At 63.7% G+C, this 11,469-nt stretch carries 12 protein-coding genes; 6 read left to right on the top strand and 6 right to left on the bottom strand.

Translation table 11 applies throughout. From position 1 onward, the window contains the following. Position 1: 1 nt before the first annotated feature. A complete protein-coding gene (locus tag B6V73_RS13075; protein ID WP_088725445.1) occupies positions 2–550 on the top strand; it encodes a TlpA disulfide reductase family protein in 549 nt (182 codons plus the stop codon). Between the two features lie 280 nt (positions 551–830). Here B6V73_RS13075 and B6V73_RS13070 read toward each other — a convergent pair whose 3' ends face one another. Next, a complete protein-coding gene (locus B6V73_RS13070; RefSeq protein ID WP_075773963.1) occupies positions 831–2,078 on the bottom strand; it encodes a PAS domain-containing protein in 1,248 nt (415 codons plus the stop codon). 174 nt (positions 2,079–2,252) lie between these two features. On the opposite strand from B6V73_RS13070, the gene B6V73_RS13065 reads away from it, so the two are divergent. From B6V73_RS13065 to B6V73_RS13050, 4 genes are all read left to right on the top strand, one after another. Then, positions 2,253–3,095 (top strand): EAL domain-containing protein, encoded by an 843-nt coding sequence (locus tag B6V73_RS13065; RefSeq protein ID WP_240504137.1) that lies wholly within the window; start codon positions 2,253–2,255, stop codon positions 3,093–3,095. A 141-nt stretch (positions 3,096–3,236) separates the two neighbouring features. Continuing rightward, complete coding sequence (locus B6V73_RS13060; RefSeq protein ID WP_075773962.1) at positions 3,237–4,412, top strand: acetyl-CoA C-acetyltransferase; 1,176 nt, start codon at positions 3,237–3,239, stop codon at positions 4,410–4,412. 105 nt (positions 4,413–4,517) lie between these two features. After that, positions 4,518–5,240, top strand: a complete 723-nt coding sequence (locus B6V73_RS13055) for a beta-ketoacyl-ACP reductase (RefSeq protein ID WP_075773961.1) — start codon at positions 4,518–4,520, stop codon at positions 5,238–5,240. Between the two features lie 67 nt (positions 5,241–5,307). Next, positions 5,308–6,228, top strand: coding sequence for an EamA family transporter (locus B6V73_RS13050; protein WP_088725444.1), 921 nt, complete (start codon positions 5,308–5,310; stop codon positions 6,226–6,228). Positions 6,229–6,308: 80 nt separating this feature from the next. On the opposite strand, the gene B6V73_RS13045 is transcribed toward B6V73_RS13050, so the two are convergent. From B6V73_RS13045 to B6V73_RS13035, 3 genes are all read right to left on the bottom strand, one after another. After that, positions 6,309–6,476, bottom strand: coding sequence for a DUF465 domain-containing protein (locus tag B6V73_RS13045; protein ID WP_075773960.1), 168 nt, complete (start codon positions 6,474–6,476; stop codon positions 6,309–6,311). A 118-nt stretch (positions 6,477–6,594) separates the two neighbouring features. After that, positions 6,595–7,362, bottom strand: coding sequence for a methyltransferase (locus B6V73_RS13040; RefSeq protein ID WP_088725443.1), 768 nt, complete (start codon positions 7,360–7,362; stop codon positions 6,595–6,597). A 4-nt stretch (positions 7,363–7,366) separates the two neighbouring features. Continuing rightward, a complete protein-coding gene (locus tag B6V73_RS13035; RefSeq protein WP_075773958.1) occupies positions 7,367–7,579 on the bottom strand; it encodes a DUF2007 domain-containing protein in 213 nt (70 codons plus the stop codon). 36 nt (positions 7,580–7,615) lie between these two features. On the opposite strand from B6V73_RS13035, the gene B6V73_RS13030 reads away from it, so the two are divergent. Beyond that, positions 7,616–8,650: a polyprenyl synthetase family protein gene (locus B6V73_RS13030; RefSeq protein WP_240504136.1), complete on the top strand. Its 1,035-nt coding sequence runs from the start codon at positions 7,616–7,618 to the stop codon at positions 8,648–8,650. A 46-nt stretch (positions 8,651–8,696) separates the two neighbouring features. On the opposite strand, the gene B6V73_RS13025 is transcribed toward B6V73_RS13030, so the two are convergent. Then, positions 8,697–9,578 (bottom strand): 4-(cytidine 5'-diphospho)-2-C-methyl-D-erythritol kinase, encoded by an 882-nt coding sequence (locus B6V73_RS13025; RefSeq protein ID WP_088725442.1) that lies wholly within the window; start codon positions 9,576–9,578, stop codon positions 8,697–8,699. Then, complete coding sequence (locus B6V73_RS13020; RefSeq protein ID WP_088725441.1) at positions 9,565–11,439, bottom strand: tetratricopeptide repeat protein; 1,875 nt, start codon at positions 11,437–11,439, stop codon at positions 9,565–9,567. Before B6V73_RS13020 ends, B6V73_RS13025 begins: the two co-directional genes overlap by 14 nt. Positions 11,440–11,469: the final 30 nt, after the last annotated feature.

The following is an 11,469-nucleotide window of genomic DNA, read 5'->3' as shown; positions in this document are numbered from 1 at the left end:
TATGTTACGGTTTCTCGTCCTTTATACGGCGCTGGCGCTGGGTGCAAATGTTGCGCAGGCCGCGGATCTCGATGCGATTAAATCGGGGCAGATGGAATCCCTCGTTACCTATGACGAACCGCTGCCGCTGCCGCCCTTCACGGTGACCGATGAAAGCGGCGACGAGAATTCGATGAAAGATTTCGAAGGCAAGGTTGTGCTGATCAATTTCTGGGCGACGTGGTGTCCGCCCTGCCGCGAGGAGATGCCTTCGCTGAATGCGCTGCAAAAAGAGTTCGGCGAAGATGGGTTTCAGGTGATGACGATCGCCACGGGCGGATCGAACTCGCCCGAGAAAGTCGCCGCCTTCTTCGATAAGGAAGGCATAGACGTCTTGCCCCGTTTCCACGACGATGCCAATTTCGCGGCCCGCGCGATGGGGGTGCTGGGCCTGCCGGTTTCGGTCCTGGTCGACAAGAACGGCCACGAGGTTGCACGAATGATCGGCGGGGCGGAATGGGATTCGCCCGAGGCGAAGAAGGTCATTCAGGCATTGATCGACGAGGATTGAGGCGCGATGACGCCGTGACGCGTGTGGTTTAAGGCGAACCGCTGCGCCATCGCGGTATTCTCGTAGATGCTGTGCTGCGCATTTATACTGTACTTCGCATATACTGTGCTTCGCATTCCACTTCATATGGCGCAAGCGTTCGGACACCCGATGGCGCGCCGTGGGCTCCGCGCTTCGCGAAACCTCGCGTATTTTCTTTGAGCGATGTGGCAAGGCTAGTGCCACAGGGCTCTGGGCGCCTCATGGCCGTGATAACACAGCCATAAGCCCTGAGACACGCTCATGCCGCGGTTCTTTCGGCTCGGAGGTAGCGCCCTAGCCAATGCTCGATCTCTTCGGATAGAGAAAGGATAGCCTCGAGCCGTCCCTTGATGTCGTCATGGAAGCTGTCGAGCTGGTCTATTGTGGCCGCGAGCCCACCGTTGGTATCCCGCATGCGCCCGCACTCGACCCGCCCGAGAACCCGGATCGTGTCGAGCCCGAGCAACTGGCGACGAAGATCTCGACTTTGGTCCATCATATCGTCAGCGAGTTCTGCCGCTTGGCGCATCGCGGCATTCGCATCGGCAGTGCCCCTGACGACGAGAGACTGAAGCAATGTGCGCTCCTCGTCTCGGGTATGACCTTCGCGAGGTTGGCTAGGCTGCGCCTCTTCGCCCATGAAATTTTCGCTCATCTCGTTGAGGACACGAGCGCATCCTAGTTGGAACACGGCGCGCGCAACCTGGTAGGCCATCTGGCCACAAAGATTGTCGCGGCCGGCGACGAATTTGCGCAGCCGTTCCGATATAACGGCAGACGAGGCTTTGTAATTTTCCGAGATTGCGGACACAGGCCCCCCGGATGGTTCCAACCGCGAAGCAACAATCCGCATATTGTTGGGCACGGATTGCAACGCCTCGAAACTGCGCAAAAGTCCGAATTGTTCCTTCGTTAGCCGCCCCATCGCGGTGTTCAACTCGGCCAGCATCCGCGTATTCTCATCGGCAGTTCGACCGAGGCGGCGATCCCGTTCGGTCAGTTCAAGCGCCAGGGCATAGGCCATGAAGGCCGTGTAGTTGGAGTAGCCGCCACGCTCTGCGAAATCGCGCAGCAGACCCGCGCTCTCCCCCGGGTCGAGGGCCTCTGCCCGCTCGCGCGCAGAGAGCTCGCGATAGAATGAATGAATCCGATCGGAGAGGTCGCTCGTCGGCTTCAGCCGGACGGAAACATAACCACTCTCGATCGGCATGACGACCGCAAACACCCAGTACCAACCGCCACCTTTCGCCCTGTTTTTCACATAGGCGCCCATGGGATAGCCCTCTTTGATCGCATCCCACAGCACCCGGAACACCGCGCGCGGCGTATCGGGGTGGCGCACGATCTTATGCGGGGCACCGATCATCTCGGACCACTCGAAGCCCGCGGTGCGGCGAAAAATTTCGTTACCCGATTGGATCACACCGCGCGTGTCGGTGCGCGAGTAGAACAATTCTTCCAGCGCGAAAGGCACCTCGCTGGTACCGCGCATTTCCGGCTGCCCCATTGTCGTTATCGCCCATTCTGTTCCATCAGGACTCACCCTAGGCAACCGACGGTTACGAACGGCTTAACGCTGCAGAAGAATTTTTTGTTAACCACGAGTTCGATGCCTTTCCCCCTCTTTACCGCTTCTTAGGCGCTTGCGGGGATGCTTGTTGCGAAGGTGAAGGAGGGCCACATGACGATTCGAAACGCGAAAGCCATGCCCGTGCATCGTGACGAAGACAGCCCACTGAGCTTCGCGGCTGCGGAGCAAAGACGACAGTCGATTGCCATGGTGCACGCGGCGATCGATAGGCACGACGTCATGCTGGCCTTTCAACCCGTAATCCAAACCTGTCGTCCCGACCGTCCTGCCTTCTATGAAGGGCTGATCCGTGTGCTCGACGACCGCGGGCGGATTATCCCGGCCAAAGATTTCATGGACGCGATCGAACGCACGGAGGTCGGGCGAAAGCTCGACTGCCTCTCGCTCGAACTCGGTTTAAAAGCGCTTCTCGGGCAACCGGATCTGCGCCTTTCGGTCAACATGTCGGCGCGCTCTATCGGCTTCGCGCCCTGGACCAAGGTGCTTAATCGCTGCCTCGCAATCGATGAAACGGTCGCCGATCGCCTCATACTCGAAATTACCGAAAGCTCGGCCATGGAAATGCCTGAGCTGGTCAGCATCTTCATGGAGGACCTGCAGGCCCGAGGTGTCAGTTTCGCGCTCGACGATTTCGGGGCGGGCTACACCTCCTTCCGCTACCTTAGGGATTTCTACTTCGACATCATCAAGGTCGACGGTCAGTTCATTCGCGGCATCTCCCGCGATCCGGACAATCAGGCGTTGACGAAATCGCTGCTCGATGTAGCGCGCCATTTTGAGATGTTCACGATCGCCGAAGCGGTCGAGTCGCTGGAGGATGCCGAATATCTGGCGAGCCTCGGCATCGATTGCATGCAGGGCTATTACTTTGGCGCGCCGACGATCCACCCTCCGTGGAGCCAGACGCCCGAGCCGCAGAGGAGGCGCGCATGACCCCGGCGAAAGCGCAATAAACTTGCGCTAACAATTTCCCGAGCGACGGGATTAAGCTTGACCTCTCGCCTCCATCCGCCATGCTGCGCAGCAGCAGAACGGACGCGCTTTCGCGCCCGCTTAAGTGATGAGGAGGATCCCATGACCAATGTCGTCATCGTCTCGGCCGCGCGCACGCCCGTCGGCTCGTTTTTGGGCGCGTTCGCCAATACGCCCGCACATGACCTCGGCGCCGCCGTGATCGAGGCCGTCGTCGCCCGCGCCGGGATCGAGAAGTCCGATGTGTCCGAAACGATCCTCGGTCAGGTGCTGACCGCGGGCCAAGGCCAGAACCCCGCCCGCCAAGCCCATATCAACGCGGGCCTGCCGATCGAAAGCGCCGCCTGGTCCATCAACCAGGTCTGCGGCTCGGGCCTGCGCACCGTTGCGCTCGGCGCCCAGCATATCATGTGCGGCGATGCCGATATCGTCGTAGCCGGCGGTCAGGAAAGCATGTCGCTCAGCCCCCATGTCGCGCATCTGCGCGCGGGCCAGAAGATGGGCGACATGAAGATGATCGACTCGATGATCAAGGACGGGCTGTGGGACGCGTTCAACGGCTACCACATGGGCCAGACCGCCGAGAATGTCGCGACCCAGTGGCAGATTTCGCGCGAGCAGCAGGACGAATTCGCGCTCGCCTCGCAGAACAAGGCGGAAGCCGCGCAGAAGGCGGGTAAGTTCGCCGACGAGATCGCACCCTTCACCGTGAAGACGCGCAAGGGCGACATCGTCGTGGATCAGGACGAATATATCCGCCACGGCGCGACCATCGAGAACATGCAGAAGCTGCGCCCCGCCTTCACCAAGGACGGCTCGGTGACCGCGGGCAACGCGAGCGGCATCAACGACGGCGCGGCAGCAGTGCTGTTGATGTCGGAAGAAGAGGCCGAGAAGCGCGGCCTCACGCCGCTGGCCCGCATCGCGTCCTACGCGACCGCCGGCCTCGACCCGTCGATCATGGGCTGCGGTCCGATCCCCTCCTCTCGCAAAGCGCTGGAAAAAGCGGGCTGGAAAGCCTCCGATCTCGACCTGATCGAGGCAAACGAAGCCTTCGCGGCGCAGGCTTGCGCCGTGAACAAGGATATGGGCTGGGATGTCAGCAAGGTGAACGTCAACGGCGGCGCCATCGCCATCGGCCACCCGATCGGCGCAAGCGGCGCGCGAATCCTCAACACCCTGCTCTTCGAGATGAAGCGCCAAGGCGCGAAAAAAGGCCTCGCCACGCTCTGCATCGGCGGCGGCATGGGCGTCGCAATGTGTATTGAAGGCCTCTAACGGCAAAAAAATGCTGCATCTGCAAAAAGAGCGCGCAACTTTGTTGCGCGCTCTTGTCATTTTCGGTAACAGCGTTTCAAGGGGTAATCCATTGGAGGAGGAATCATGTCGAGAGTTGCATTGGTCACCGGCGGATCGCGCGGCATTGGCGCGGCGATCTCGAAGGCGCTTCAGGCGGCGGGCTACACGGTCGTCGCGAACTATGCCGGCAATGACGAGGCTGCGGCCAAGTTCACCGAGGAAACGGGGATCAAGACCTACAAGTGGTCGGTCGCCGATTACGACGCCTGCGCGGCGGGCATCGAGCAGATCGAATCCGAAGTCGGCCCGATCGACGTTTTGATCAACAACGCCGGCATCACGCGTGACGCGCCCTTCCACAAGATGACCCGCGAGCAGTGGAGCGAGGTGATCGACACCAACCTCAGCGGCATCTTCAACATGACTCATCCGCTCTGGACGAAGATGCGCGAGCGCAAGTTTGGCCGCGTTGTGAACATCTCCTCGATCAACGGCCAGAAGGGCCAGTTCGCGCAGGCGAACTACTCGGCAGCGAAGGCGGGCGATCTGGGTTTCACCAAAGCTCTGGCGCAGGAAGGCGCCCGCGCAGGCATCACGGTGAACGCGATCTGCCCCGGCTATATCGCAACCGAAATGGTCATGGCGGTGCCGGAGAAGGTGCGTGAGTCGATCATCGGCCAGATCCCGGTCGGGCGTCTGGGCGAGCCCGAAGAGATCGCGCGCTGCGTGGTCTTCCTCGTCTCCGACGATGCGGGCTTCATCACCGGCTCGACGATCACCGCGAATGGCGGTCAGTATTTCATCTGATTTCGCCTCTTGGCATTCTCGACGGGGGCCCGCATTTTGCGGGCCTCTTTGTTTTGGCGGGGGCAGGATGACGCGCGGCAAGGCCACTTCGATCGGGTTCACGGCAGTGTTGCTGTGGGCGCTTCTGGCGCTGTTCACTGTGGGATCAGATCCGGTGCCGCCCCTGATGCTGAACGCGCTGTGCTTCGCGCTTGGCGGCGCGGTGGGCATAATCTGGCTGTTCGCGACCGGCGCGCTAGGGCAACTGCGGCATGTCTCGTGGAAGGTCTATCTCGCCGGAACCGCGGGGCTTTTCGGATATCATTTCCTGTATTTCTCGGCGCTACGTCTCGCGCCTCCGGCCGAGGCCGGGCTAATTGCCTATCTCTGGCCGTTGCTGATCGTGCTGTTTTCCGGGCTGCTGCCCGGCGAGCGGCTGACCCTTTGGCATGTCGCGGGCGCGATACTGGCCTTCGGGGGCGCCGCGCTGATCCTGGGAGGCGGGATCTCCGCCGATCCGGAGGCGCTGCCCGGCTATGGGCTGGCGCTGATTTGCGCGCTGACATGGTCGAGCTATTCGCTGCTGTCGCGGCGCTTCGGCGCGGTGCCGACGGCGGCGGTCGCGGTCTATTGTCTGGCGAGCGCAGCGCTGTCCGCCGTCGCCCATCTGGCGCTGGAGCCAACGATCTGGCCACAAAGCGCGGTCGGCTGGGCCTCGGTGATCGGCTTGGGACTGGGGCCCGTCGGGCTCGCTTTCTACACATGGGATCTTGGCGTGAAGCGTGGCGATATTCAGCTGCTAGGCACGGCCTCCTATGCGGCACCGCTGGTCTCGACGCTGGTGCTGGTCGCCGTAGGGATCGCGAGCGCGCGCCCGACCCTGCTGATTGCGGCAGCGATGATCGCCGGGGGCGCGGGGCTGGCGGCGCTTGGCGGTCGGGGTCGGCGCGCCTCGCCCCCTCCGCCGGACATGACCGGGCAAGAGATACCGCGGAAAGGTTCGGCCTGAGTAGGCGCCCTCTCGAACGGCCCCGTTATAATGACACGGGCCGCCCAAAGGACGGCCCGGTTAAACTCGTGGGAGGGCCCTCAGGCCGTTTCGAGGCGGCGGATTTCCTCTTTCAGCCGAAGTTTTTGCCTTTTCATCTGAGCGATTTCAAGATCGTCGACGCCGGGTCTGCGCGCAGCGCGCTCTACCTCCATCGACAGAGCCTCATGTTTCTTGCGAAGTTCGGTGATATGCGAACCAAGCGACATGGCAGTCTCCTCTCCAGTTGTCAGCCCGTCGATTGCAGCACAGCTTTTGAGTCGTGTCACGGAAATGTCGTATAGTGACGGGGCATCTCCATCATTTTCGCGAAATCTTGCGAAAGCACTAACGAGGAATAGGCATTTTTTGACCTTCGCGCAGAATTTCGCGCGCAATATCCGTCAAATCCTCCGCATCGTGTGAATGCATCGGCGCCGCGTGCAAGATCAGCGGCGCGAGAAGCTGCAGCGGCGTTCGCACCCCCTTGCGCGCCGTCACGATCACCCGCCGCGCCGGGCGCCCCACCCGCGGCGCGATCGGCAGGACGGTGATCGCGCCCGCGCGCCCCTGGAGCCCCGCCAGAAGGTCTGCCAGCCGGTCGGCCTGCTGGATGAGCGTGATCCGCCCCTCGGGCTTGAGACGCCGCAACCCCGCGTCGAGCCATGCGCTGATCGGCGTCGCCTCCCGCTGCGCGCGCTCGCGACCGGGATCGGCGGCGGGCGTCCCGTCTTCGGGGCTGAAATAGGGCGGATTGGCGATGACGTGATCGAAACTGCGCGCCCGCAATTCGGCGGGCATCTGCGCCAGATCGCCTTCGATCACCTCGAGCGCGATCCCGTTATCCGCCGCGTTGCGCCGGGCGAGATCGGCATAGGCGGGCTGCAGTTCCAGCCCGCTTTGCGCAAGCCCCGGCACCCGCCAGCCAAGACACAGGCTCGCCACCCCTGCCCCGCAGCCGAGTTCCAGAACCGACTGGCCGGCCTGCGCCGGACAGGCCGCCGCCAGCAGGACCGGATCCATCGCGGCGCGGTAGCCCGCGCGCGGCTGGGCGATCCGCAACCGCCCGCCGAGAAAGCCATCGACTGTCAGATCCTCGGGCGCGAACCGATTCATGCGCTCAATCCGATTTTATCTCGTTATCGCGCAGCACCGCCTGCGCCATGAACATGTCGCTGTCGCGCACCATCAGGCGGCGCGGGAGAATCCCAAGCGAGCCTTCCAGCACGCTCGTATGGACGTCGAGTTGAAACGTGCTTATACCCTCGCCCTCGAGAAGGGCGGTCGCCATGGCCAGTTTCACCGGGTCCGTGCTGCGCAGTAGCTCTTTCATATCCCTCACTTACGGCCCCTTGCGAGGGCTGTCGAGATGAGGCAGATCGAAGGGATGAACATGAGCCTCGACGACAAGCCCGACAACACAGCGAAACCGCATGACCGGCTCGCGGAAGCCTTGGCCGACGACATGGCGGCGGTGGATGCGCTGATCGCCGAGCGCATGGCCTCGGAGAACGCGCCGCGCATCCCCGAAGTGACCGCCCATCTGGTCGGCGCGGGCGGCAAGCGGCTGCGGCCGATGCTAACGGTGGCGGCGGCACGGCTGTGCAGCTACAAGGGCAATCTGCACCACAACCTCGCCGCGGCGGTCGAATTCATCCATACCGCAACGCTGCTGCATGACGATGTGGTCGACGAGAGCAAGCAGCGCCGGGGCCGCCCGACCGCAAACCTGCTCTGGGACAACAAATCGAGCGTGCTGGTTGGCGATTACCTCTTCGCGCGGTCGTTCCAGCTGATGACGGATACAGACAACCTGCGGGTTCTGTCTATCCTGTCGAACGCCTCCGCCGTCATCACCGAAGGCGAGGTGCTGCAGCTCTCGGCGGCCGAAGACCTGAACACGACCGAGGACACCTATTACAAGGTGGTGCGCGGCAAGACGGCGGCTCTGTTCTCGGCGGCGACCGAGGCGGGCGCGGTTCTGGCCGGCGCGCCGGAGGAACAGATCGCGGCGCTGCACGATTACGGCGAGAGCCTCGGGATCGCCTTCCAGGTGGTCGACGATCTGCTGGATTATCTCAGCGATGCCAAGACGATGGGCAAGAACGTGGGCGACGATTTCCGCGAGCGCAAGCTGACGCTGCCGCTGATCAAGGCGCTGGCCAAGGCCGACGGCGAGGCCCGCGCTTTCTGGACCCGCACCATCGACAAGGGCGATCAGCGCGAGGGCGATCTGGAGCATGCGTTGGAGTTGCTGAAGGCGACCGGCGCGCTGGAAGAGACCCGCGCGGCAGCCCTCGAGTGGGCCGATCGCGGGCGCGAGCGCCTGCAAATCCTGCCGGAAAGCGAGCTGCGGCAGATGCTGGACGATCTGGCCGATTACGTGGTGGCGCGGTTGCGCTGAGGGGGCACTACCCCCCGCCCTGCGGGCTCCCCACGGGATATTTGGGTCAAGAAGAAGAGGCGCGGCTATGGGGCTGCCCCTTTTGCGTCTGATCGCCGAGCATGCCGGAGGCCCGCCACCAGCCAGGGCGGCGCTGAGCCAGCGTGGCTTCCGCAGCCTGCGCGGCGTCCAGCGTCTCGAACAGCGCGAAACAGGTCGCACCAGAGCCCGACATGCGCGCGAGACGACAGCCGGGGAGCGTCATGAGCGCGTCCAGCACCTCCCCGATCACGGGGGCCGAGGCGATGGCAGGCGCCTGCAGATCGTTACGCTGCGTGGCCAGCCAGTCGATGCAGTCAGGCGCGCCAGTAAATGTCGGCAGCACCTCGGGCATCGGGGGATTGTCCTTCGAATCTAGCCCCTTGAAGATCGCAGGCGTCGGCACCTCCACACGCGGGTTCACAAGTAGCGCGGGCAGCGGCGGCAGCGACACGAGGTCGAGCGCCTCGCCAATGCCGCGCACGCGCTGGGGGCGTGGCGTCAGGCACATCGGCACGTCTGCCCCAAGTTGTGCGGTCTCCGCCGGAAGCGGATGGTCCCAAAGCGCAGCCAGCGCCCGCAGCGCAGCCGCCGCGTCTGACGATCCACCGCCGATGCCCGAGGCGGGCGGCAGATATTTGTCGAGATGGATTTCCGCCCCCTGCCCCGCCGGGCGCGACAGAAGCGCTGCGGCCTTCAGCACGAGGTTCGACGGATCGGCAGGCACGCCTGCCGCTTCCGGGCCCGTCACACTGAGCGACAGGGTGCCGCTTTCGCGCAGCACCAGCCGGTCGCCCATCGGCCCGAATGCCACGAGGCTGTCGAGCAGGTGATAGCCATCGGCCCTCTGGCCGATGACATGCAGCGTCAGGTTGATCTTCGCAGGCGCGAAAGCGTCAATTATTCGCATCGCTCGCGGGCGTTTCGGGGGCGGCCTTGGGGCTATCCTTGCTCGGACCCTTATCCTCGAGCGGCGGCAGACCTTGCTCCTTGCGCTGCTGGTCCAGACCTACCTCGATCTTGCGGCGGATCGCATCGGGATCGAGTTCCTCGGTGGTCTCCGCGTCGTCGGTCGCGAAGGACAACGCGCGGCGCCACTGGAATTTCGCCTCGCGCTGGCGGCCCACGGCCCAGAGCACATCGCCCAAGTGGTCGTTGAGCAGCGGATCGCGCGGCTCGAGCTCCACGGCTCGCTCCATCTTCTGGGCCGCCTCTTGGTAATGGCCAAGCTTGAACAGCGCCCAGCCGAGGCTGTCGATGATGAAGCCCGCATCGGGACGCTCGGCGGCGGCCTTGCGGATCATGTCGAGCGCCTCGTCGAGGTTTTCGCCCTTGTCCACGTAGGAATAGCCCAGATAGTTCAGCACAGAGGGCTGATCGGGCGAAAGGCGCAGCGCCTCGCGGAAACCCTTCTCGGCCTCGTCCCAATTGCCCGAGCGTTCCTGCGCGATGGCGCGCGAATACCAGACGAACCAGTCCTTCGGCTCGGGTTGACCGAGCAGATCGATCGCCTTGTCATAGGCTTTCGCAGCCTCGGCGAAGCGGCTCTCGCGGCGGAGCGTATCGCCCAGAGCGGTCCAGACGCCGACGAGGTTGGGTCGGCTGCGCGACAGGTTCTCGAGCACTTCGATGGCCGCATCGTTGCGGCCCGCGCGCACCATCGATTCCGCGCGCCCGATTTCGGCGGCGTGGTAGATCGGGCTGTCGGGCTTGATATCGGCATAGGCTTCGATGGCCAGATCGTATTGGCCCTGCTGGTCGAGTATCGACGCGGTCAGCAGAGTGGCGTCATCCATGTCGGGCCGGATCATGTTGGCCAGCCGCGAATGCACCAGCGTGAACGTGTCGGGCGCATCGCCGATCAGCGCCTGCGCGACCGAGTAATAGACCTCCGCAACGCCGTCGGACGCATTGCGCACGACGTCGAAGGGCAGCGTGTCGCCCGCCTCCAGCTTGGAGCGGATATCTTTAAGCTGCGGGTCGAGATCCTTGCCGAAGCGATCCTCGATCAGCTTCAGCGCCTCCTTGTTCTTCTCGAGTTGCGAGAGCACCTCGACATGGGCCAGAACGCCGCGACGGGTCGAGGTGATCTTCTCGCCATCTTCGCCCGAGAGGATCGCATCAGCCCCCTCGTAATCGCCGACGAGCGCGAGTGCGAGCGCCTTGTGGAAACCCGCGAAGGCTGCGAGGCCCTGCTGCTTGCCGACCTCGTCGAAGGCAGCGGAGGCGTCGGACATCTTGCCGTCGCCCGCAAGCACCCAGGCCTTGGTCAGCCCGCCCACGAGCGGCCCCGGATCGGCATCGCTGTCGAGCAACTTGAGCGCGGCGCTCCAGTTCTTGTCATGCGCGTCCGCAGCGAGCACGGTCAGCGCCGCGATCTGGCTTCCGGTGCCGGCCTCGACCATCTGCTGCGCAAGCGGCTTGGCACGGTCGAAATCGGCGATCGCGATCTCTGAGACGAGCGTGGCCTCTGCCGTCGTGCCACTGGTATCGCCACTGGCCATCAACTGGCGGTAGTAATGCGCGGCTTCGGCGAAATCGAATTGCTGCGACGCGATGCGCGCGGCGAGATAGGCCCCCGCCTCCGCAGGGCTCGGGTCATTCGCGGTGTCGCCTGCATCGCCTTTGGCAGCAGCAGTATCGGCAGCCTGCGCGGCATCCTCGGCGCTGCCGGCCGTCGGTGCATCCTGAGCGAACAGCGGCAGGGGCGCGGTGGAGCCCATCAAGAGGGCGAAGAGCGCAAGGCGCAGCGGGGTCTTAAAACTCGGCACGAAACGGTCCTCTCATTCGGGTCGAAATCG

The sequence above is a fragment of the Thioclava sp. JM3 genome (assembly GCF_002213185.1).
GTDB lineage: Bacteria > Pseudomonadota > Alphaproteobacteria > Rhodobacterales > Rhodobacteraceae > Thioclava > Thioclava nitratireducens.
Note: the sequence above shows the minus strand (reverse complement) of the source record. Positions and strands in the feature narration are given on the sequence as shown.